Raw genomic sequence first — 22,997 nt, forward strand, 5'->3', positions numbered from 1 at the left:
CATGGAATTAAATGAAATAAACAGACTATTGTTTGAAACTTTAGAAAATATTTCTTCAATTGAGACATCTAGGGTGTCAATGTTCGATATTGAAGACCAATACAGTCATTCACCTTTTTTTAGATTTAAGTTCAAAAACAAAACAAAAGAGGATAAAATCTATACAAAAATTAAAAATGCAATTGGCAGTTTTAAAGGAAACTTGGAATGGGACTTAGTTAATAAGCCTGAAAGTGAAAACTTCTTAATCTTACCAATTATCTTTGAATCAAAGGAAAATTATACTGGTTGGGACAAAAAGGCGCACTTCATTTCTTTGTATGGAGAGAGTCGTTATCGAAAAAAAATAGATGAGTCTATTGATGATATTCCCGCCTTAGCTAGAGCGATTGGTAGCTGTTGCTGATTTAGCCACAGCAACATACAAAAATAATTGAATTATGCTAAGTAAAGGTATCCCTACCCCTCGGGCACAGACTGGCAGCCGGTAACGGGAAGTACCTCGGGGCATACGGCAAAGACTGTCTACGGGAGCAATATTGCAGGCGATGTGCTGATGTGGCAGGTTAGCGGGTTCGGTGCATCGGCATCGGCATATTTTCCCGCTAACAGGCTTTATAAAACAGTGTCGATGGATGAGAACTGGGTTTCGGGCAATGCGGGCAATACCGAGGAGTTTAAGGACATGGAGGGAAGGGTTGTGCTGAGAAGGCTATACAAAAGCGATACCGAAAAACTGAACACCTATTATATCTATGATGACCTTGGGAACCTGCGGTATGTGGTGCCCCCTGCGGTAACGGTCAACAGTTTTACCGAAGCGGAATCAGATCCGGTGTTCGGCTATTTTATTTATGCTTACCATTATGAAGGCAGGAAGCGTCTGGTGGAGAAAAAAGTGCCGGGCAAGGGCTGGGAGTATATGGTGTAAAATAAACTTGACCAGGTTACCCACACACAGGACGCTAACCAGCGTGCAAATAGCCAATGGGGCTGGACCAAATACGATGCACTGGGCCGGGTGATTCTTACTGGGATTGAAAACGGCCAGGGTATCGGCCGGCAGGGAATGCAGGATTATAACGACGGGGTTCCGGCACAATGGGAAGTCCGTACGGGCTCAACTTTGGAAGGTTATACGCACAGCACACATCCGGGAGTAGGGGAGGAATATGTGAATGTGGAGTTCCATAGGATGAATTATTATGACAGCTATAATTTTCCGGGTTATAACGGCAGCTATGCGCCCAGTGTTGCGGTTAGCGATAAGCTCAACGGGCTTTTAACAGGAAGTTTTGTGCGTGTGCTGGGCACTGCGACCAAACTCCTGACGGTTACCTATTACGATGAAGACGGGAGGGTGAAGGAAACTGTATCCGATAATGCGAAGGGTGGCAAGGACCGGACGGTGAACAGTTATAACTTTGCAGGGGAACTGACCTCGAGTGTGAGGACACATGAGGTTGGCGGTGCGGTAACGACCATTGTTTCAGGCTATGATTATGACCATGTGGGCCGTAAGCACAGCACCAATAAGCAGATCAACAACGGCAGCGTAACCGGTCCGAATATCGTGCTCGATGAATTTCTGTACAATGAAATCGGCCAGCTGACTGCGAAGAGACTGCATAATGGCATGCAGACCACGGGCATGGCCTATAACGAACGTGGTTGGCTGAAGAACAGTATTAGCGGGGAGTTCAGTATCCAGCTTGACTACCAGGAGAACGGGGGCAACCAGTGGAACGGAAACATCAGCAGGCAATACTGGTCGCAGAATACTTCGCCTTCGACCTCGCCTAACGTGTTCAGCTATGGCTATGACAAACTGAACAGGCTGACCAGTGGTACCAGTACGGGGATCTATATGAGCGAGGTGCTGAACTACGACAACATGGGCAACATCAATCAGCTGGGCAGGAACGGTGGTGTGATGAACCAGTATTATTACAATGGAAACAGGCTTGATAGGATAGATAATGTTGCAGGAACCTATGTCTGTGACGCGAACGGAAACGCCACTACTGATGGCCGGACGGGGATGCAGCTAAGCTATAACCTGTTGAACCTGCCTTCTGGGGCAAGCGGAAACGGAAAGGTACTGAGCTACATTTATGATGCCGATGGCAGCAAGCTGAGAAAGGTCGTAACAGAGAATGGCTTGACTACATTTAGGGAATATATTGACGGGATCGAGTATGAGGGAAACAATATCGATATTATATCCATACCGAAGAAGGGGTAGCGCAGCGGAACGGTGATAACAGCTATAGTTACCACTATAACCTTACCGATCACCTGGGCAATGTTCGTTATACCTTTGATGTTTACAATGGGCTGATCAGGCCGTTGCAGGTGGACAATTATTATCCTTTTGGCAAGCGGAACAGTTTAACATCTGGAAATAATAAATATCTTTACAATGGGAAAGAGGTTCAGGATGAGCTTGGTGGGCAGTTGGATTACGGCGCAAGGTTCTATGATCCGGTTATAGGAAGATGGAACGTGGTGGATCCGTTGGCGGAGAAGATGAGGCGGTATTCTCCTTATACTTTTGTATTTAATAACCCGCTTAGGTTTGTTGATCCCGATGGAATGGAAGGTACAGATTGGGTGAAGGGTAAGAATAAGAAGCCTTACTGGGACGAAAAAGCCACTTCTCAAGAAACAACAAAAGCAGGCGAAACATATCTAGGTAAATCGGTTCAATATGAGACTAAGGAGGGGTATGGCGTAAGTTTAAATCCCGATAAAAGCTGGAACTATCAACTTGCAGATGTGACTGATAAAACGCCTGTTGGTTCTAGATGGAGTGATTTTCAAAGTGCCCTTGGCGGTATGCTTCCAGCCCTTAAAGCAACAGAAGTTACATCGGAAATAGTTGCTGGACTTGCTGCCGGCGGTATTGCGGGAGGTGAAATTGGAGCTGCTTATCTTGCAGGACAAGCTGGAAGAAATGCTGGCTTTATGGCAGGATTGGCAGAGAATGGTTCAAATTTAGTTTACCATGGAGTTGATGCAGCAGGTGTGGTTAGGTATGTTGGGATAACAGGGAGAAATGCCATGGAGAGATTTGGAGAACACTTGGCTTCAACAGGAACTGGGCGTGAATTGTTGGATTACAGTGTTGTTAGAAGCGGGTTGAGCAGGGCTGCTGCAAGAGTTATGGAACAGAATTTAATAAATGATTTGGGGTTAATGAAGAATGGTGGACAACTTTAAATAAAATTAATTCAATTGCTCCTAAAAATTGGTTGCAGTTTGGAATAACACCTTAAGTTATGGCTAGAGTAAATACAAGTATAGGTGATGTTTTTTGTGTTAAGGTCGATGATAGTGGAAAAAAATACTTTCAGTTAATCGCTTTTGATTCAACACAGTTAAATAGTGATGTAATCAGGGCTTTTAAGAAAGTATATCCTTTGAACGCCGATATTGAATTATCAGAAATCGTCAGTGGAGAAGTAGAGTTTTATGCCCATTGTGTTACAAAATTGGGTTTGAAAATGAAAGTTTGGGAGAAAGTTGGAAACATCATGGTAATTGGGGATACCACACAGATTTTGTTTAGGGGTACGGATGATTATGGCTCAAAAGCTGGGGAAGACCCCATAAAAAAATCTAACAAATGGTATGTATGGCGAATTAATGATGCTGATTTTACTCAAGTAGGAAAATTAGAAGGACAAAATCGAAAGGCATTTATTGGATTAGTGATAAATCCATTAGGGATTTTAGAGCTTATAAGAGGGAATAAATATCCTATTAATTACCCTGAATTTGAATGAGATTTCTCCTTCTGATGTAACGTAGTGTATTTAATCGGTTAGCTAGTGGAAGCCTATGGCTTGTGCTAAAATAAATAAAACAAAAGCCTATCAATGTAAAAATTGGTAGGCTCCATTCTGGTCTTAGCATCTCGCTTAGGCCATATGTAAGTTACATAACAAAGCCCGGCAGTTTAAAAATTGCCGGACTTTGTTATTTCTGTAGGAGTCCTAGTTTGATTAGCCTTGGTTTGAGTTTGATTTTGAAAATTACGTCCTAGTGCCATTTGGTAAAAAAAATGGGATGTGGGGTAACAGCTTTCAGCTATGAGGACGCACTAAATATTATTAATGACAAAATTTTTAATATGAGGACGGGAGAATAAAGGAACCGTATCCGATAATGTGAAGGAAAGCAAGGACTCCTCGCGATGTTCGACCCAGACATCGAGGCATTTTGAAATGGGGCTGAGAATAGTAAGGTCAACCTGTACGCCAAGATCTATATAGGCATTGGTGAAAGGATTCCAGCCCTTTCCAAGCATCAGGATGACCGCCTCAACGGCAGCGACCGCTTTTTTCTTGATCGAAATCCTGCTGTCTTTCACCCCGCCAATGCCGCCTTTTCTTGCCCTTTCTAAGGTGCGTAATTGTCCGGGTTGGGCCAATAAAAATATATGAAAGGTTTGTTGGAATGTGTTATTTTTGCGGGGATCGACAGATTGAACTCCGTTCCATTCCATTCCTTTATGAAGTGGTTTTCGGACTGTGGTTTGGCATTACTTGTTTCATACTGCTTTAAATTTCTAAGGTTTAAATCGTATGCCTTGAGGAGGTGTCAACGGGATTGTTCGTGTTTTTGTCAACGGTTTTGTCAACGATCGCATAAAAAACCCTTTTAAACCACCTTAAAGATGGAAAAAACACAATATTGGCTAGTCAAATCAGAGCCTTTTAAATACAGTTGGGAAAAATTTAATCAGGATGGCCGTACCTTTTGGGATGGCGTGCGTAATTATCAGGCTAGAAATAACCTGAAAGCGATGAAAGAAGGAGATCTGGTGCTTTTTTACCACAGTAACGAAGGTAAAAATGTAGTGGGGATTGCCAAAGTAGTAAGGGAGTTTTACCAGGATCCAACTACTGATGATGCCAACTGGGTAGTAGTTGATTTATCGCCGGTAGAAAGCCTGAAAAATCCGGTTTCTTTAGAGCAGATCAAGGCTGAACCGAGTTTGGTTGATATTTCATTGGTTAGACAAGGGCGTTTATCGGTAATGCCGCTTAAAGCTGCTGAGTTTGATAAGATTTTGGAAATGGGAAGCTAAATCAGTTTTCAGTTAGCAGTTTTCAGTTAGCAGTTTTCAGTTTACAGTTGGCAGTTTTATAGTTAGCAGTTGACGGTTGTCAGTTGGCGGTTTTCAGTTAACAATTTAATAGGTTAACACGCTTAAGGCGGAGTATAAATCGTTGGAATGCTGATTATGCTGATGACCTGCAGGGTCGTAAACGAAAGCAGATCGCAGGATCTATTAATTATAAGGTAAAGGTTCGCAAAATGATTTAGATCTCCATTAAGGGATTTTGGCGCAAGTTAACTCAGAAACCTGAAAATTCTTCAAATTTTATTATATTGATAAAATATTGATAAATCTTAATGCCTTGATATGAAAACCATCTGTTTTACACTCCTCTTTTTTCTTTCCTTTACTTTGGCAAATGCTCAGGGTATAAAACCTTACATCGCCATTCTAAAAACCCAAAATGGTAAATACAAAGGGATTTTATACAAAATAGATTCAGTAAATGCGATCCTGAATCATGACAGCGAATTTATTAAGGTTCCGATTAATGAAATTAAAACAGTACAGATCAGAACGATTAAAAAGGGCTATAAAGGAACGAGTTTTATAAAAATAGGTGAAGATCGGGCAGAAGAATATAAAATGAATACAGCTGGTAAAATGGTTGATAAATGGGGTAAGGAAGAGCCGGGTCTGAAGGAAGATGCGGCAGCAACTGCATACTCTGTGGTTTTTACAACACTTGCAAATGCTATTGCAATGCCTATCCATGCTATTAATCCGAATCTGGCACGTTTTAACTTTAATAAAATAGATAAAAATAAGTTAAACGAACTCAGTTATTATTCCATTTACTATCAGGCCAATCCAAATGTGCTCGCCGAGCTGCACCAGCTAAAAAGCATTTCAGCTACGTTTAAGCCTTAGCGTGTTGCGGGTAGCGTTGGGAGTTTGGCGTAGAATGAAGCTAATCTGTCTAGATAGATCTCTCCATTTCGCTGCGCTACAGTCGAGATGACGATCATTCTATTGGAATTTATACGGTTTAACCTAATGAACCAATGACCAATGGACTACTAACCGGTTTAAACAAATGACGACATATCTGTCCAGATAGATCTCTCCATTTCGCTGCACTACAGTCGAGATGACGATCATTCTACTAGAGTCTATACGATCAATCCAATGAACCAATGACCAATGAACTACTGAACCGATGACTAATGAACCTTACCATTTCTTTTACTTAGCGTTATCCCCAGCGTCATTACAATACTCGATCCCAATACCACCAGGAACAGGAATGGCGTGCCCACTTCAGGTATTTTTAAGGAAGCTGGCAGGTTAAAATAAAGCAAAATGCTGATCAAACCGCGGGGGGCGATGTATAAAATCGGACTCAGGTTTTCTTTTTTGAATATTTTGAGAAATACCACTCTGATGATGTAAATCGATATCAAAATGAAAAGGCCATTGGCCAGTACAATTTTGTTATTTAAGTCACCGATATTCATCGTAAAGCCAAAAATAACGAAGAAAAAAGTACGCAGAATAAAAGCGCTCTCGGCCGATAACTGATAGAGCTGGGATAAATCGGCTGTTAAATTTTTGTATAAAAAGACACTTCTGAACCAGGCATTCTCAATCGTATCGGCATTGTTCAGAAACAGGCCTGTGCTCAAAATCAACACCAGAGAGGATAGGTGGTAAGACTGACCAATGGCATAAACCAGAATCAGTATGGCTATAATTAAGAAGAATTTAATGTGGTGTACCAATCGGCCCATTACGTATAACAGCACCACACAGGCAATGGCCGATAGTAAAAGGATGAGGAAGGTACTTAAACCCAGCCCAATAAAAGCAGATGTATTGATCGAATGGTTGGTAATGGCAAAATTGAAGATGATAATCCCTAAAATATCAGAGAAAGAAGATTCATAAATTACAAATTCTTTATCGGTATTGTTTAATGCCGCTGCCGAAGGGATGGCAATAGCCGAGCTGATTACGCTAAAGGGAATGGCATTTGCAATACAGGTATATAAATCGTGATGGGTGATCTGGTAAATAATGCCTGTGATTACTATAATGGTTCCAATTAAAATGCTTAAGGCAGAGAAAAAAGCGCTGCGAATAACCTTGTTTTTATTCCGGTCGTATTTAAGTTCGAGTGAGCCCTCAAAAACAATTAAAATTAAGCCTACGGTACCCAATGTTGGCAGGATGGAGAGGAAATTGAAGGTATGTATCTTCAGGTTATCGACCAGCAAACGTAAACCAATACCTAGAAGGAGTAACAATAAAACCGATGGTACTTTGGTTTTACTGGCCACTAAATCAAACAGATAAGAGAAAATAACTAATCCGCTTAAAATAATAAGAATGGTATAAGTTGTCATATTTTTCAGCGTAGGGTAAGCCGCTAAAATAAAACAATCGTGCTAAGCAGAAAGAAATTTAATGTAAAAATTATGCTTTAAAGAAAAGAGCTTTCAGTTCGCTGGCATCATCAGGGTTCATTTTTCCACCTAACACCAAACGCAATTGCCTGCGGCGTAGTGCACCATCAAATAGATCAATTTCTTCGGGTGTTTCTGGTATTAGTTCTGGCACAGGGATGGTACGGGCACTCTGATCTACTGCAACAAAGGTATAATAAGCCTCATTACTTTTTTGGCGTGCACCACTTGGAATATTCTCTGACCAAACATCCAAACGAACTTCTACTGAAGTATTAAAAGCCCTGGTCACTTTGGCCTCAATGGTAATTACATCACCTAATTTAATGGGTTGTTTAAAAGAAACGTTATCAACCGAAGCCGTTACCACGATACGGTTACAGTGTTTTTGAGCCGAAATTGCCGCTGCAATATCCATCCAATGGAGCAAGCGCCCACCCATTAAGTTATTTAAGGTATTGGTATCATTTGGTAATACCAATTCGTTCATGATGGTAAAACTTTCTTTGGCAAATTTCTTTTTTAAACTCATTTGATGGCAAAAGTAAGTAAAATGTGGGTAAAATGGTATTGCAAATAGATGCTGGCGGATTTAGAAGTTGTTTCTGCGTCGATCTGCGTAATTAGCGGGAAAGAGATAGGCAAGATTGTTCCAGCAGATTAAATGGATTTTCGCAGATTTATTATTTTGTTTTTTCTGCGGTGATCTGCGAAATCAGCGGGAAAGACATAGGCAACGTGGTTCCTGCGGGTATCGGCGAAATAAAGGGAAAAGCATGCGTAATATTGCTCCCGCAGATCAAACGGATTTTCGCAGATTTATTATTTTGTTTTTTTGCGGCCATCTGCATAATCAGCGGGAAAGATCTTCTTTTTGTGCATAGCTAAGCATTATGTTTGCCACGGAAGCACGAAAAACACGGAAAAACTTACTTCTCCTCTGTGATTTCTGTGTTTCGGTGACTAATTAATTATTGCACAGGCGTTATGTTTTAAAAGCGATTCCTTAGATTCTAGCGGATTGGAAGGATTTTTTTCTGCGGTGATTTGCGAAATCAGCGGGAAAGACATAGGTACGTGGTTCCTGCGGGTATCGGCGAAATAAGGGGAAAAGCATCAGTAAGATTGTTCCCGCAGATCAAATGGATTTTCGCAGATTGGAATAATATTTTCCTTACTAATCTGTATAGTACTTTACCTTTTCGATTTGTATTGGAGATTAGTTATAGGCACTATGCTATGGTTGCCTTAAAAAACCACAGGCTGTAGCGAAGAACGCCGTCAATCCCAAGTGGTGGGGAAATCAAAAAACAGGTGCACAAAAGAAAAGACAGCACTACCAAGCCTTAACGCAGTGGTTTTGTGTTCATAAACGATAATTTAACTTCGTTGGAAATTTGAACACAAACCCCGGAGGGCTCAATCAGCCCATAGAAAACGTAAACAAAAACTGATTAAACGAAGCGCCGCTGTTTTTTGATGTGAATGGGCTGTGCGGAGCCACCTTGCTGGATTGACAAAGCGCTTTGGGTACTTTGGCGCGTCAAAGTACAATGCCTCCGCGGCATAGAGCGGGAAAATTATATATTAATTATTTTGTTTTCTGCTGTGATCTGCTCAACTAGCGGGGGATGAGCAAGCTGTTCTGTAATTTATAATTAAAAAGATTGCTTCACTCCAACGCAAGGCCCATTCTTCAGTTCGCAATGACGAAAACATTGTTCTTGTAATTCAAAAACAAATTCATCAGCTATCATGTTATCATACAAAAAATCGAATTAATGCAAAATCAGACCCTGATCCAATTTTTCCATTGGTATTATAACGAAGAACAAAATTTGTGGACTAAAGTAGCTGCCGAAGCAAGTCATTTAAAAGAAATTGGAGTAACTGCTGTTTGGTTGCCGCCAGCCTATAAATCAAATAATGCGGCTTACGATGTTGGTTATGCCGTTTACGACCTTTTCGATTTGGGCGAGTTCGATCAGAAAGGGAGTGTGAATACCAAACATGGCTCTAAAGATGAGTATATCAAAGCTATTGAAGCTCTGCACGATAATGAAATTGGAGTCTTGGCCGATGCGGTTTTTAACCACAAAGCCGGGGGCGATGAACTCGAAAAAATAGCCGTTAGAACTGTAAATCCAGAAGATAGAAACGAATTTACCAGCGATGTTTTCGAAATACAAGCATGGACGAAATTTACTTTCCCTGGGCGGCAGGGAAAATATTCTGAATTTATATGGAACCATGAATGCTTTAGTGGAGTAGATTGGGCTGAAGATCTCCAAAAAACAGCAATCTATTCGATTCAGAACTATTTAGGAGAAGGTTTTGAAGAGGTTCCTTCTACAGAATTTGGAAATTACGATTATCTGATGTTTAACGATATCGATTACCGCAACAGGGCCGTAATTGAAGAATTAAAATACTGGGGAGAATGGATAGTGGAAACCACCAAAGTAGATGGTTTTCGGTTAGATGCGGTTAAACACATCAATCCGGATTTTATTGTAGAGTGGATCGATCACCTGAACCAAAAATTTAACCGGGAGTTTTTTATCGTAGCCGAAGATTGGAACGTAGTGGATATAGCGGGGCAATTGAATTATATTGAAATTACCGGCGGCCGGACGCAAATATTCGATTCGCTTTTGCACCATAATTTTTTCCTGGCGAGTAAGGACGAGGAATTTGATATGCGGACGATTTTTGATGGAACCCTGGTTCAGGTAAAGCCTGATCTGGCTGTAACATTTGTTGATAATCATGATTCGCAACCTTTGCAGGCACTAGAATCTTATGTCGATTTTTGGTTCAGACCTTTGGCTTATGCCATCATCCTGTTGCGTGAACAAGGGATTCCGTGTTTGTTCTTTCCTGATCTGTATGGAGGGATTTATGATGATAAAGACAAGGAAGGCGATGAGGTACATGTGGAGTTGGTTGCAATTCCTGCAGTAGAAACCATGAGTAAAATCCGTACAGCCTTTGCTTACGGTGAACAACGCGATTATTTTGACCATGGCATTTGCGTAGGATGGACCCGTGCAGGTGATGAGGAACATGAAAATAGTGGTTTGGCGGTATTGTTAAGCACAGGGGAAGAAGGCTTTAAAGAAATGGAAATTGGTAAACACTTTGCCGGAAAAACCTTTGTTGATGCATTAGGTTACAGACAACAAGAAGTAACGATTGATGAAAATGGCTGGGCAGAGTTTCACTGCAACGCAGGAAGTGTTTCAGTGTGGGTGTTGAAGGTGGGGTAGGTATTGCAATCCGTCAACGCCATGGTCTGTGTCCTCACAGACCATTTATGGTTATTATTGGAGATCACTACCAACCCTTGGATAAACGTTGATATTGTGTTCTGTGGGGACACAGACCACGGAACGGTACTGTCAATTCCATGCCCAGGCTCAATATCTATCCACGCGTCATTCCCGTGCAGACGGGAATCTTAATGCGACTTACGAACTCCGCTGACCTTTATTACGAGAAATAATGTATTTTTAAGATATGGAACGCGGTGGTTGTGTTTACATTATGACAAATGCCTTTAACACGGTTTATTACATCGGTGTTACCTCTGACTTACACTCAAGAGTAATTGATCATAAATGCAAAAGATATCCAACTTCCTTTACTGCCAAATACAATTGTTTAAAGCTGGTATATTTTATGTTTTATCCTGGCATTGAGGAGGCAATTGCTGAAGAGAAGAAATTAAAGAAATGGAATAGGGATTGGAAAATTAAGTTGATCAGCGATAATAATCCTCAATGGCTGGATTTGTTTAATGAGGATTTGTGACTTTTTAACGTTAACACATTTTGTTATCTTTTAAAGATGGGAATCCTAGAGCCTGGCGTGATGCATTACGATTCCCAATCAAGTTGGGAATGACGCTCGCATCTAATCCATGCGTCATTCCCCTGCAGACGGGAATCCTAATACAGCTTGCAAACCCAGCTTAATGCTTTAAGATCCCCAATCAAGTTGGGGATGACGATCCTTCTAATGTATACCTACAAAAAATTATCTTCAGCCCTGTAAGCAGAAATAACAGCCAATTCGCCCTCTTTTCCACCTTTCGAATTGCCATGCTCCATACCCATTACCCCTTTATAACCTTTTTTATACAAGTGTTTGAATAGGTTTTTATAATTGATTTCGCCGGTTGTAGGTTCTTTTCGGCCTGGATTATCACCAATCTGGATGTAGGCAATTTCATCCCAGCAGCGGTCGATGGTTTTAATTAAGTCACCTTCCGTACGTTGCATGTGGTAAATATCGTATAAGATTTTACACGAAGGACTTTTAACCGCTTTACAAACCGCGTAGGTTTCATTTGTTTTTTGAAGGAAAAGCTCTGGGGTGTCGCTCAAGGTTTCTAAAACCATAATCAAGCCGTGGGGTTCGAAAATTTCGGCCCCTGCACGCATGGCATCAATTACATTGGCAAATTGATTGCCATAAGGCAGGTTGCGTTCATAAAACCCAGGAACTACGGTAAGCCATTTTGCATTGCAACGTTTTGCGGCTTCAACCGATTTTTTACAGGTTTCTACAAATTTGTCTTTAAATTCCTTTTTGCCAGTGGTTAAAGAAGTTTTCCAGTTATCGCCACCATCTACCACAAAAACGCCCATGCGCATACCCAGTTTCGCCAGCAGGTTTCCAATTTTCTCCTGTTCTTCTACTGAACGGTTTAGGTAGCCGTTATCTTCGATAGCACGGAAACCTTTATCGTACATAAATTGGATCTGATCTAAAAAACTCTTGCCTGCGTGGTTTTCGAACATGCCCTGGTGTGGGGCATAATCCATGTTAAAAACCTTATCACTTAATGCATTCGACTTTTCAGCTGCAAAAGTACCGGTAATTCCGGCTCCTGTAGTTATTGCACCAGCAGTTAATAAGCTGTTTCTTATAAATTCACTTCTTTTCATCGGTTTGTTTTTAAACGATAGGTATTTTGTGTAATTAATTTTTTAAACCCCGTAGTTAAGGTATCAGCCACTTTGCCATCTTTTTGATGGTATACAAAATAAGCTTCGAGGTTTTTTCTGCTTTCCACAAAGGCAATGGCGTCTTTAAGGTGCATCGCCATTAAGGCATTGTCGTAGCCATCGGCTGTAATGGCATCATTAGCGTATACTGTTACGCTGATCATCTCATTATCTAGCGGATAACCTGTTTTGGGATCGATCAGGTGTGAAATCTTTTTCTTTCCGCTCTGGTGGAATTTCCGATAGTTACCAGAGGTGGTAATTGCTCCTGAATTGATGGCAGCGATATGCCTGATTACCGGCGTTCCATCTTTATCCGGACCTTCAATACCGATCTTCATGGTTTCGCCATTGGGCTTAGGCCCTGAAATACGGATTTCGCCCCCCAGTTCGGCAACGTACTGTTTAATTCCTTTTTTTTCGAGATAAGCGGCAATTAAATCAACGCTGTAACCCTGGGCAATTCCGTTTAAATCAATCTGCACGCAAGGCTTTAGTTTGCTTAATAAGCCGTTCTTTAGTTTTAGGTTTTTCATGCCTACACAGGCGAGTATCGATTTAATGACTGCTGGATCGGGTTCGTTTTTAGCCTCTTTTGGCCCAAAACCCCAGGCTTGTACTAATGGCGCAACGGTAATATCGAAAACACCTTTTGTATCCCGATTGATCTCGAAACTCCTTTTGAGCACATCATTTATAAATCGGTCGGTTTTGATTTCCTTTTTGGCAGCATTAAATTGATTTATCAATGATCCCTTTTTGTAAAGCGACATCGATAAATCAATTTCGTTTAATAAACTATCTATGCCTGCCTTAGTGGCTAAACTATCGGTAGCATAGTACATTATAGCATAATCGGTTCCCTGTGCATAACCATTGATTTTGTATTGCTTCACTTCTTTTTTCAAGGAGAAAGCAAAAATCAGTGGTAAAAGGAAAAGCAAAAACCTATAACGCATCAGTTTAGTTTTAGATCACCTTTGCTTGTCCAGGCATAGCGATAGGGTATAGTCCTTTTTCATCAGGCATTAATCTTGGGTTCGCATCCCATGCAAAACGCTCCGGCATTAAACTGATGTTCGAAGCTAAAGCCTCATCCCATTTAATGGTTTGACCAGAGTAAGTAGCATAACGACCGATAATTGCAGAGAATGTACTTGTTGCAGCATAGTCTACATTACTGAATCTATATTCTCCCTTAGAAACCGCATCGAACAGTTCGTCGTGTTCTGTTTGGTAAGGATTAGCGTTTCCTTTGGTATTGTGGTTATATAGTTCTTTACCACTATAATCTTTCATAATGGCCTGATTGCTGCCTGAAAGATAAATTTTGCCTTTGGTACCTTGAAAAGATTCATCTACACGGTTACTGATACCCTCGAAATGTCGGCACTGGCTATTAATTACCGCACCATCTGCATAAGTTAATTCGATAGAGTGGTTATCGTAAATTTCTCCGTAATCTTTTCCTGTTCTCCAGGCACGGCTACCTGTTCCCTGTACCGAGACTGGATGTCCGTTTTTTATCCAGTTGGCAATATCGATATTGTGTACATGTTGCTCAACGATATGATCGCCACATAACCAGTTGAAATAATACCAGTTTCTCATTTGGTATTCCATTTCGGTTTGGTTTGCCTTACGCGGACGTACCCAAACGCCACCACTGTTCCAGTATACCTGGCCCGACATGATATCGCCAATGGCACCATCGTTAATGCGTTTCATCGACTCGCGATAGTTGGTCTGGTAACGGCGCTGTAAACCGACTACCACATTTAATTTTTTCTTTTTGGCTTCTTCGGCTGCGGCCAATACCTTTCTAATGCCCGGTGCATCTACAGCAACAGGTTTTTCCATAAAAACCTGTTTGTTCTGTTTAACCGCTTCTTCGAAATGGATCGGGCGGAAGCCCGGAGGCGTGGTTAATAGCACTACATCAGCTAATGGGATGGCTTTTAAATAAGCATCGAAACCTACAAACTGGCGTTCTTTTGGAACATCCATCTTTGCGGCAAATTTTCCGCTTAATGATTGGTAACTGCTGTCCAGGCGATCCTGAAAAGCATCGGCCATAGCGACCAATTTAATGTTGAATTTAGTGCTCAAGGCCTGGAAAGCGGCTCCTGTACCACGGTCGCCACAGCCAATTAAGGCAATTTTAATCGTGTCTGATCCTGAAGCATAAGCTCCGGCCAATGGGATATTGCTTAACATTGCACCGCCTGCTAGCATTGCAGTCGCTTTTAAAAAATCGCGACGATCTTGTTGGTTGATTGGTTTTTTCATGTGTTTAGTTTTTATTTTGGTTAGATAGTGTCGGTTAAAAGTCTTTTATAGGTTGTTTATTGTAATAAGCATCAATTTCGGCTTTTGATGGCGTTTTAGCTGGTCGTACTAAACGCATGCCTACAAATGGCGCTTCGGGGAACCACCAATTGCTTTTCGGAATCTGTGGATCTAATTGTTTCCAAGATGGATCGGATGCCAATCTGGCTGTTGAAGTCAGGTTGTTTGGCGTTTCGTCATAAGAGCCACCCCGAACTACATTTGGGTAGAGTTTTTCGGGAACTGCCACAGGATTTTCTACAATTTTATCCTTGCTTTGACTATAGAAATCAGCGATATATTGGTCGTAAGTCCATTCGCTAACGTTTCCGTACATGTCAAATAATCCCCATGCATTTGGTTTTTTTTGCCCTACCTGATGGGTTTTATTGTCGCTATTGTCTTTATACCAGGCATAATCTCCTAGTTTGGCTGCATCATTGCCAAAAGAATAATTGGTTTCCGTACCTGCTTTACAGGCATATTCCCATTCAGCTTCTGTTGGTAAACGGTAGAAAATTCCTGTACGCACATAAAGCCATTTGCAAAATTGGATGGCATTGTATTGCGTCATTGCTACTGCTGGCTGGTGTTCCTTACCCATACCAAAAGTCATATCGAGATAAGGTTTTGTAGGTCTGGTTACCGCATCTACCTCCGCTGGAATAGCACTTATGCTGGCTTGTTTTTCGTAATCGCGATAAAGGAAAGGTTCGAAAATATCCCAGGTTACTTCGTGTTTTCCGATCCAGAAAGCATCGAGTTTAACCTCGTGAACGGGTTGTTCATCGGGTTTACCTGTTTTACTTCCCATCTTAAATTTGCCTGCTGGTATAGCCTGCATGTCGAATTTTAATTTTGTTCCATTAATGGATTGCGTGTACGATTCACTAGAAGTTTGTGCTGAAATCTGTGCACAGGGATAGGCGATTAATGCTACGGCAATTAACTTTTTAAACATAATTTTTGGTTAGATACACTTATTTTCTAGGTGTTTATCTGGTTGCTTTCTGAAACGCTAAAGTAAATAACCACATTTAAAACAAAGAAAATTTATGTAACAATAAAGGTAAGTATTGTTATATTAAAAGTCAAGTTGACAATTAATTAAAGTGCTTAATTCTAGCGACTATCGTCTGTCTGAAACCTTGTTACTCAGGTTGGTATAACCGATCAATGTATCCCATCGCGCTCCGGGGCGGCGATAATAAACAAAGATCTGGTAGCTGTTTTCGGTCTGGAAGAATGCACCTTCGAAAGGTTTGGTTTCCATTACCTTGGTGTCTTTATTAAACCAGGCAAATTCATAATCGTATAGGCCCTGTTTAAGTATAACATTACCGTAAAACTGTTTCCTGTTGGCATCATAGAGCAGTTTGTTTTCATTGCTCATGGTATAATTGTTAAACCGGCCAACAACATAAGCATCGCCATTCGGGCTGGGTGCAGGGGCATTTAATGTAAATAAAACACTCATGTACTCTGCTTCTGTTTTATCGTCACGTCCGTCGGTATTGCGGATAAAAAAGTTTCCATTTTCATCGTACTGGTTGGCAAATGCACCAACAGTTCGGGGTGCATCCTGAAAAAGCATTACGTTTACGGATTGATTGTCGCGGTAAATATCCTTAACATTATCAGCCTTGTAGCGCAAACTCCTTGTGTCAAATTTTCTGAATTCGTTGTCTCCCCAAAAATCATTCGTATTGAGGTCGTTATAAACCAACTGGTTTGGCCTTACAAATGAAGGTTTGGTATTAACCTGGATAGTATTGGCATTGAAGTTTTGCATCACTACTGCTTTTATATCCTGGTAGGGGTTTGGGATGGGAAATGCATGGTTAATGGTGAAATTGATTTTTTGTTTGTAATTCCTGTTTTCCACCTGCATGGAATTGTTTACTTCTGCCGCTACAGCAACCTGACTATCGAGGATGTAGAAACGTTGAGAAATAACAGGTTTGTTTTTATCGCCATCTAAATAAACTTTTAACACGTAGTTGCCCCCAATTTTGGGCTGGATTTGGGTATTGGGTAAACTGATTTCGTAATGGGTGTATTTTCGGGCGGTATTAGAAGAGTAGCGATAATTAATGATGCGGTCATCATTGAAACTTCCTAAATAATCTATACTGGAAATTTTCGAAGTTTCCCATTCTGCAGTGCAGTGCTCTATGGTGTACCAGTAGTTTTGGGTACCTGCAAGTAAATCGTCGAACGAAAAAGTTATCGTTTCTGACGAATTGAGCATAATTACAGGTAGGCTCTGCTCTTTATTGCTGTTATAGCAAAGTACAGTTTTAATATTTGGAAGGTAAATTTTATTCCCGTTGATAAACGTTTTGTCGTTCTGTGCGAAAGCCAGGGTAGAGATGAAAAATAAAACCGGAATTAATATTTTCTGCATGGTTAAAAGTAAAGTTTTATTGGGAAGTGGCAAAACGCATCGTTAATGTTTGCCACGGAGGCACGGATTGACACGGAAGATTTTCAGCGTGCCGTCATTTCGAGTGGACCCGATAGCTATCGGGTTTAGCGCAGTCGAGAAATCTTTTTGTGGTGTCAGATATTTCTATCTGACACTGATCTGATTAATTTGCATATAAATTCTATTTGTTAGGATTTCCTAAGAATCACTTAACAGTCAGATGGTAACATCTGACTACACATTGGATGGTTGCCACGGATGCACGGATTGACACAGAAGATTTTCAGCGTGCCGTCATTTCGAGTGGACCCGATAGCTATCGGGTGCAGCGCAGGCGAGAACCACGAAGTGCTCAGCGAAGCTAAATCTACTAAACAGATCTCTCCGTTCCGCGTTGCTTCAGTCGAGATGACGCAACGATATCTGTGGTGTCAGATATTACTATCTGACACTAAATGATGAATTCATAAACAAAGCCAGCTGGTAACATCTGACTACACATTGGATGTTTGCCACGGAAGCACGGATGGACACGGAAGCTTCCCCGCGTGCCGTCATTTCGAGTGGACCCGATAGCTATCGGGTGTAGCGCAGTCGAGAAATCTTTTTGTGGTGTCAGATATTACTATCTGACACTAAACGATGAATTCATAAACAAAGCCAGATGGTAACATCTGGCTGCACATTATTTCTCTTGGGGCGTCATCTCGACCGTAGCGGAGAGATCTTTTTTACGGAAATTTGATTTGTTCAGCGTTGTCAACTTGAATAGCAAGGTAGCCTGAAAGTTGACAACGCTTCGATTTAAACCTAGTACACAGTTGATCATATGTTTAGTATTCCGTGTTTCTGCGCTTCCGTGGCAACAAAAAAAGCCACAGCATTTCTGTGGCCTTAATATGCTTTGATAGGGGCTAAAACTAACCCTCAAGTTCCATAATCTCAGCAGCTAAACTTTCCCATTTATTTTGGCTAGCGTCTAACTCCTGTTTTGTCGCTAAATAACGTTTATTGGCTTCAGCTAATTTATCGGCTTTGGCGTAAACATGCTCATCTGCCAGTTCTGCTTCAATATTTTTAACATTCTGCTCCAGTTCGGTGATCAGTTTTTCTGTTTTTTGCAGTTCGTCGTTCAGCTTTTTTAATTGGTTGGCTGTATTTGGGGTAACAACTTTTGGCTGTTCCTTTTTCTCAGGCATTTTAACCGGAATAGGTTTAGCTGCGGGAATTATTCTTTTGCTATTCCATTCTTCATATTCGGCATAAGTACCAGGGTATTGTTTAATTTTTCCGCCTTCGATAAACCAGATCTTATTGGCCACATTATCTAAGAAATACCTATCGTGAGATACTGCAATAAAAGTACCTTCAAACTGTTGTAATGCCTGAATCAGGATATTAACCGATTGGATATCCAAGTGGTTGGTCGGCTCATCCAGAATCAGGAAATTAGAATCTGTGGTTAACGATTTAGCCAGGGCCACACGCGATTTTTCCCCTCCCGAAAGTACTTTGATCTTTTTGAAAACATCATCGCCGGTAAAAAGGAAACAACCTAAAATACTACGTAATTCGGTATCGCTATGTTTTGGGGCAAATGCCTGTAATTCTTCTAAAATCGAATTTTCTAAATGCAGCGATTCTAACTGGTGCTGTGCAAAGAAAGTGGTGGTCACATTATGACCCGTTTCGCAAAAACCTTCAAATTTTTCAGCTCCGGCAATCATTCTCAATAAAGTAGATTTACCCTTACCGTTTGCACCGATCAAGGCAATTTTATCACCTTTTTCAATTACACCTTCAGCATCATCTAAAATGTGCACATTTGGATAGCTCTTATTGGCATGTTCTATACGCACAACGTGCCTGCCCGATGGTTTAGAGAATTTGAAAGCGAAATTTACGGTCGGGTTATCATCATCCACATCATCAATACGCTCCATTTTATCTAAAGCTTTCATGCGCGATTGTGCCATTTTAGCCTTGCTCGCCTTCGCTTTAAAACGCTCAATTAAACGTTCTTCCTGTTTAATTTTAGCCTGCTGGTTCTTAAATTCACCCTTCTGGATTTCGCCACGTAAGGCCTTTTCTTCCACATAGAAGCTGTAGTTACCCGCGTATACGGTTAACTTACCTTTGCGCGATTCTACCGTACGGTTTACAATCTTATCTAAGAAATACCTATCGTGAGATACAATTACAATGGCACCTTCAAAGCCCATTAAGTAGTTTTCTAACCATTTAATGGAAGGTAAATCCATGTGGTTGGTAGGCTCATCCAGCAATAGGATATCAGGCGTTTGCAGTAATATTTTGGCCAGCATTACACGCATACGCCAACCCCCTGAGAAGGTATTTAACGGGCGCAATTGGTCTGCGGTGCTGAAACCTAAACCAGCCAAAATTTCATTTGCCCTGTATTCGATGTTATAGCCGTCTAAAGCTTCAAATTCTTGCTGTTTATCGCTTAATTTAAATAAAACCTCTTCGCTATAATCCGTTTCTATTTTTTTAAGCAGTTCCTCAATCTCATCATGCAATTGGTTTTGGCGCTCGAAAGCTTCCATGGCCACATGCAAAATGCTATGGTGCGAATCGTAAGAAAGTAAATCCTGGTTTAGGTAGCCAATTTTCAGGTCTTTAGACATGGAAACAGTACCCGAACTCGGTGCATATTCGCCTACAATTATTTTTAAAAGTGTTGATTTTCCTGTTCCATTGGCGCCGATTAAACCAGCTCTGTCGCCAGGTTTAATGTGCCAGTTCGCGTCATCGTACAAGGCCCTTGAGCCAATCAGGAAGGTTAAATTATTTATTGAAATCATTTCGGCTGCAAAAGTACGAAATTTAAAGGCTTTTTTCAGCTGGAAAGTCAAATAGGATAAGCCAACAACATTAATTGGCTTTTAGGAAAGCAATACCTGCTAATTGGTATCGCGGAAGCATTAAAAATCATTTTTTGTAAAAACAAAAGCTTTTAAGTACCTGTTTAATAATTATTACCGTTTTAAATTGATGCCCGATATAACGCTTACCCTGCTCAATATCCTCAAATTTTAGTTGATCTATTAAACAGTAACGCGTTACAATTGTCAGTACAGGGTTAAATGATGTTAAATTTTTATGATGTGTAAAAATTATCATACCTTTGTTCTGTAATAAAAATAGTTACAGTATGAATAGTAGTCATTTTTCCATATCGCTCCACATTCTTACACTTCTCGATCAGGTGAAGGGACAGCTATTGAATTCGGAATACATTGCGGGTAGTATCAACTGTAATCCTGTTCTGGTGAGAAAGGAATTGGCCAATTTGCATAAATACGGTTTTGTTCAAAGTAAAGAAGGGAAGGGTGGTGGCTCAACCTTAGCTAAAAATCCTGCCGATATTAATTTGGGCGATGTGTATAGGGCGGTTAAGCAAAAAAGCTTACTGGGTGAAAGTAAAAATGAACCTAATCCCGATTGCCCGGTAGGGAGACAGATTACCAAACACCTAAACGATTTATATGATGAAGCCGAAACCGCTTTGGTGAAAAATCTTTCAGCTAAAACATTACAAGATTTTAGTGCAGGTTTTAAGTAAAAAATTTTGAACATAACTGTAATAAAAAAAGTTACAATTTAAACTAGATCAATAAATTTTAAAAATTAAATAACATGAAAGTAGCATTAATTGGAGCCTCTGGATTTGTAGGCAAAGCCATTTTAAACGAATTGGTAAGTCGTGGAAACGAAGTAATTGCCATTGCACGCGATATCGCTAAAATTGAAAATAACAATGATCAGGTAAGTAAGATCGCAGTTGATGTTTTGGATACTGAAAAATTAGCAGCGGCTTTAAAAGGCGCCGACGCAGTAGTGAGTGCTTTTAACGCAGGTTGGACCAATCCGAATTTATATAACGATACGGTACAGGGAGCAGAGGCTATTCAGGCTGCAGTAAAAGCATCGGGCGTTAAACGTTACATTTTTATTGGTGGAGCAGGTACTTTGCAGATTGATGGTCACCAAATTGTAGATGGGCCAAACTTCCCTGCCGAATACAAGCCAGCTGCAACAGCGGTAAGAGATTATTTTAATACGCTAAAACAGGAGAAAGAATTAGATTGGTTGTTTTTTAGTCCGGCTATTGAAATGCACCAGGGCATCACCATTGGCCGTACCGGGAAATACCGTTTGGGTAAAACAAGTCCGGTTTTTAATGAAGAAGGCCGTTCTATTTTATCAGTAGAAGATTTAGCAATTGTTATTGCTGATGAGCTGGAGAATAATGCACATCACCAGGAGCAGTTTACAGCGGCATACTAAAGAAGTTGGTTCATTAGTCATTAGTTATTGGTGGATGGCAGGTTGCCTAGGATTGATGGTTCATGGCCATAAAACCATTGACCATGAACTATAAACCAATGTTAGGATCAGGGATGGATTTGGACACTTAGACTAATGAACGAATGGCTATTGAACTAATGAACCAACTAACCTTTTTTATAATTAGTATTAAGTTCTTATCTTCGTGGCATGTATCGCCTTATTAAACCAATATTCTTCAAATTTGACCCTGAAAACGTACATTATTTTGTAGTTAAGCGGTTAAAATGGTTTAATGATAAATTTCCACTAGGTAAAACCATTATCCGTAGCAGCTTTGATGTACACATTAAAGGATTAGAGCGCGAGGTTTTTGGCATAAAATTCAGAAATCCTGTTGGCTTGGCCGCCGGATTTGATAAAAATGGCGAGTATGTGGAGCCGCTTAGCAATTTAGGTTTCGGATTTATTGAAGTGGGTACGGTAACGCCAATGCCTCAGCCCGGCAATGATAAACCCCGGATGTTCCGTTTACCTAATGATGAAGCTTTAATCAACCGGATGGGCTTTAACAATAAGGGCGTAGATGTAATGGCTGAGCGTTTGCGCTTGCTAAAAGATAAACATCCTGATATTGTTGTGGGTGGAAACATCGGTAAAAACAAGGCTACTCCAAATGAAGATGCAGTAAACGATTATATTAAATGTTTCGACCGTCTTTTTGATGTGGTCGATTATTTTGTGGTGAACGTAAGTTCGCCCAATACCCCGGGTTTACGCGAGCTGCAGGAAAAAGAACCGTTAAAAAAAATCCTTAATACCTTACAGCAACGCAACCGTAAAAACGATATTTCACGTCCGATTTTATTGAAGATTGCTCCTGATTTAACTGATGCGCAATTGGACGATATCATCGAGATTGTTGCAGAAACCAAAATTGCTGGTATTATTGCCACCAATACAACCGTTAGCAGGGAAAATCTGGCTACAGAGAAAGACCTGACTACGCAAACTGGTGGTTTAAGCGGTAAACCTGTTAAAGAGCGCTCCACTGAAGTAATTCGCTATCTTTCGGAGAAATCGAACAAAGCATTTCCAATTATTGGGGTAGGTGGTATTCATTCGGCAAAAGATGCCAAAGAAAAATTAGATGCTGGTGCATGTTTGGTTCAATTGTATACTGGTTTTATATATGAGGGACCAGGGCTGATCAAAAGCATCTGTAAAGAACTGGTTTAAATATATTCACCCTGCACCGAGCCATCACTCGTTTCTCGCCTGCGGGTTTTACGCTATTATCAGGTTTAGTTAGCAAGGTTTGTCTATAAAAGCGGGGCTGAAATTGCCAAAAGAATGGAGCCAGCCGTTTCTTAGTCATTATTAAT

21 protein-coding genes are annotated in these 22,997 nt (G+C 40.7%); 12 read left to right on the forward strand and 9 right to left on the reverse strand.

All coding sequences use genetic code 11. The annotated features are described in order from the left end of the window. Position 1 precedes the first annotated feature (1 nt). The 5 genes from AC07VK_RS00765 (at position 2) to AC07VK_RS00785 (ending at position 3,788) form a co-directional block, all read left to right on the forward strand. A complete protein-coding gene (locus tag AC07VK_RS00765; RefSeq protein ID WP_492957617.1) occupies positions 2-406 on the forward strand; it encodes a hypothetical protein in 405 nt (134 codons plus the stop codon). Positions 407-631: 225 nt separating this feature from the next. Beyond that, a complete protein-coding gene (locus AC07VK_RS00770; protein WP_492957619.1) occupies positions 632-931 on the forward strand; it encodes a hypothetical protein in 300 nt (99 codons plus the stop codon). Positions 932-1,180: 249 nt separating this feature from the next. After that, positions 1,181-2,245: a hypothetical protein gene (locus tag AC07VK_RS00775; protein WP_492957621.1), complete on the forward strand. Its 1,065-nt coding sequence runs from the start codon at positions 1,181-1,183 to the stop codon at positions 2,243-2,245. Between the two features lie 110 nt (positions 2,246-2,355). Then, on the forward strand, positions 2,356-3,222 hold the full coding sequence (locus AC07VK_RS00780; protein WP_492957623.1) for an RHS repeat-associated core domain-containing protein: 867 nt from the start codon (positions 2,356-2,358) through the stop codon (positions 3,220-3,222). A 59-nt stretch (positions 3,223-3,281) separates the two neighbouring features. Further along, the gene (locus AC07VK_RS00785) at positions 3,282-3,788 is read left to right on the forward strand and encodes a hypothetical protein (protein WP_492957625.1); all 507 of its coding nucleotides are present in this window, start codon (positions 3,282-3,284) and stop codon (positions 3,786-3,788) included. Between the two features lie 317 nt (positions 3,789-4,105). Here AC07VK_RS00785 and AC07VK_RS00790 read toward each other — a convergent pair whose 3' ends face one another. Then, entirely contained in the window at positions 4,106-4,510 is a 405-nt protein-coding gene (locus tag AC07VK_RS00790) for a hypothetical protein (RefSeq protein WP_492957627.1), read from the reverse strand. A 171-nt stretch (positions 4,511-4,681) separates the two neighbouring features. On the opposite strand from AC07VK_RS00790, the gene AC07VK_RS00795 reads away from it, so the two are divergent. Both AC07VK_RS00795 and AC07VK_RS00800 read left to right on the forward strand, forming a co-directional pair. Continuing rightward, positions 4,682-5,095, forward strand: coding sequence for an EVE domain-containing protein (locus AC07VK_RS00795; protein ID WP_492957629.1), 414 nt, complete (start codon positions 4,682-4,684; stop codon positions 5,093-5,095). Between the two features lie 339 nt (positions 5,096-5,434). Further along, complete coding sequence (locus AC07VK_RS00800; protein ID WP_492957631.1) at positions 5,435-5,998, forward strand: hypothetical protein; 564 nt, start codon at positions 5,435-5,437, stop codon at positions 5,996-5,998. Positions 5,999-6,291: 293 nt separating this feature from the next. On the opposite strand, the gene AC07VK_RS00805 is transcribed toward AC07VK_RS00800, so the two are convergent. Both AC07VK_RS00805 and AC07VK_RS00810 read right to left on the reverse strand, forming a co-directional pair. Next, entirely contained in the window at positions 6,292-7,473 is a 1,182-nt protein-coding gene (locus AC07VK_RS00805) for a cation:proton antiporter domain-containing protein (protein WP_492957633.1), read from the reverse strand. Positions 7,474-7,543: 70 nt separating this feature from the next. Beyond that, positions 7,544-8,065, reverse strand: coding sequence for an acyl-CoA thioesterase (locus tag AC07VK_RS00810; RefSeq protein WP_492957635.1), 522 nt, complete (start codon positions 8,063-8,065; stop codon positions 7,544-7,546). A 1,249-nt stretch (positions 8,066-9,314) separates the two neighbouring features. On the opposite strand from AC07VK_RS00810, the gene AC07VK_RS00815 reads away from it, so the two are divergent. Both AC07VK_RS00815 and AC07VK_RS00820 read left to right on the forward strand, forming a co-directional pair. Next, positions 9,315-10,802, forward strand: a complete 1,488-nt coding sequence (locus tag AC07VK_RS00815; protein WP_492957637.1) for an alpha-amylase — start codon at positions 9,315-9,317, stop codon at positions 10,800-10,802. Positions 10,803-11,052: 250 nt separating this feature from the next. Then, positions 11,053-11,346: a GIY-YIG nuclease family protein gene (locus tag AC07VK_RS00820; RefSeq protein ID WP_492955765.1), complete on the forward strand. Its 294-nt coding sequence runs from the start codon at positions 11,053-11,055 to the stop codon at positions 11,344-11,346. 215 nt (positions 11,347-11,561) lie between these two features. Here AC07VK_RS00820 and AC07VK_RS00825 read toward each other — a convergent pair whose 3' ends face one another. The 6 genes from AC07VK_RS00825 to AC07VK_RS00850 form a co-directional block, all read right to left on the reverse strand. Next, the gene (locus AC07VK_RS00825) at positions 11,562-12,485 is read right to left on the reverse strand and encodes a hydroxypyruvate isomerase family protein (protein ID WP_492957639.1); all 924 of its coding nucleotides are present in this window, start codon (positions 12,483-12,485) and stop codon (positions 11,562-11,564) included. Beyond that, positions 12,482-13,504, reverse strand: a complete 1,023-nt coding sequence (locus tag AC07VK_RS00830) for an FAD:protein FMN transferase (protein ID WP_492957641.1) — start codon at positions 13,502-13,504, stop codon at positions 12,482-12,484. Before AC07VK_RS00830 ends, AC07VK_RS00825 begins: the two co-directional genes overlap by 4 nt. A gap of 10 nt (positions 13,505-13,514) precedes the next feature. Further along, the gene (locus AC07VK_RS00835) at positions 13,515-14,834 is read right to left on the reverse strand and encodes a Gfo/Idh/MocA family oxidoreductase (RefSeq protein ID WP_492957643.1); all 1,320 of its coding nucleotides are present in this window, start codon (positions 14,832-14,834) and stop codon (positions 13,515-13,517) included. A 34-nt stretch (positions 14,835-14,868) separates the two neighbouring features. Then, positions 14,869-15,834 carry a formylglycine-generating enzyme family protein gene (locus AC07VK_RS00840; RefSeq protein ID WP_492957645.1) on the reverse strand — a complete coding sequence of 322 codons (966 nt, stop codon included), beginning with the start codon at positions 15,832-15,834 and terminating at the stop codon, positions 14,869-14,871. Positions 15,835-16,002: 168 nt separating this feature from the next. Further along, on the reverse strand, positions 16,003-17,280 hold the full coding sequence (locus tag AC07VK_RS00845; protein ID WP_492957647.1) for a type IX secretion system plug protein: 1,278 nt from the start codon (positions 17,278-17,280) through the stop codon (positions 16,003-16,005). Between the two features lie 941 nt (positions 17,281-18,221). Continuing rightward, on the reverse strand, positions 18,222-20,126 hold the full coding sequence (locus AC07VK_RS00850; protein ID WP_492957649.1) for an ABC-F family ATP-binding cassette domain-containing protein: 1,905 nt from the start codon (positions 20,124-20,126) through the stop codon (positions 18,222-18,224). A gap of 350 nt (positions 20,127-20,476) precedes the next feature. On the opposite strand from AC07VK_RS00850, the gene AC07VK_RS00855 reads away from it, so the two are divergent. From AC07VK_RS00855 to AC07VK_RS00865, 3 genes are all read left to right on the forward strand, one after another. Continuing rightward, positions 20,477-20,887 carry an Rrf2 family transcriptional regulator gene (locus tag AC07VK_RS00855; protein WP_492955635.1) on the forward strand — a complete coding sequence of 137 codons (411 nt, stop codon included), beginning with the start codon at positions 20,477-20,479 and terminating at the stop codon, positions 20,885-20,887. Positions 20,888-20,961: 74 nt separating this feature from the next. Then, positions 20,962-21,612: an NAD(P)-dependent oxidoreductase gene (locus AC07VK_RS00860; RefSeq protein WP_492957651.1), complete on the forward strand. Its 651-nt coding sequence runs from the start codon at positions 20,962-20,964 to the stop codon at positions 21,610-21,612. 210 nt (positions 21,613-21,822) lie between these two features. Continuing rightward, positions 21,823-22,851 (forward strand): quinone-dependent dihydroorotate dehydrogenase, encoded by a 1,029-nt coding sequence (locus tag AC07VK_RS00865; RefSeq protein WP_492957653.1) that lies wholly within the window; start codon positions 21,823-21,825, stop codon positions 22,849-22,851. Positions 22,852-22,997 lie beyond the last annotated feature (146 nt).

Source organism: Pedobacter sp. GW821-FHT01D05, assembly GCF_059422505.1.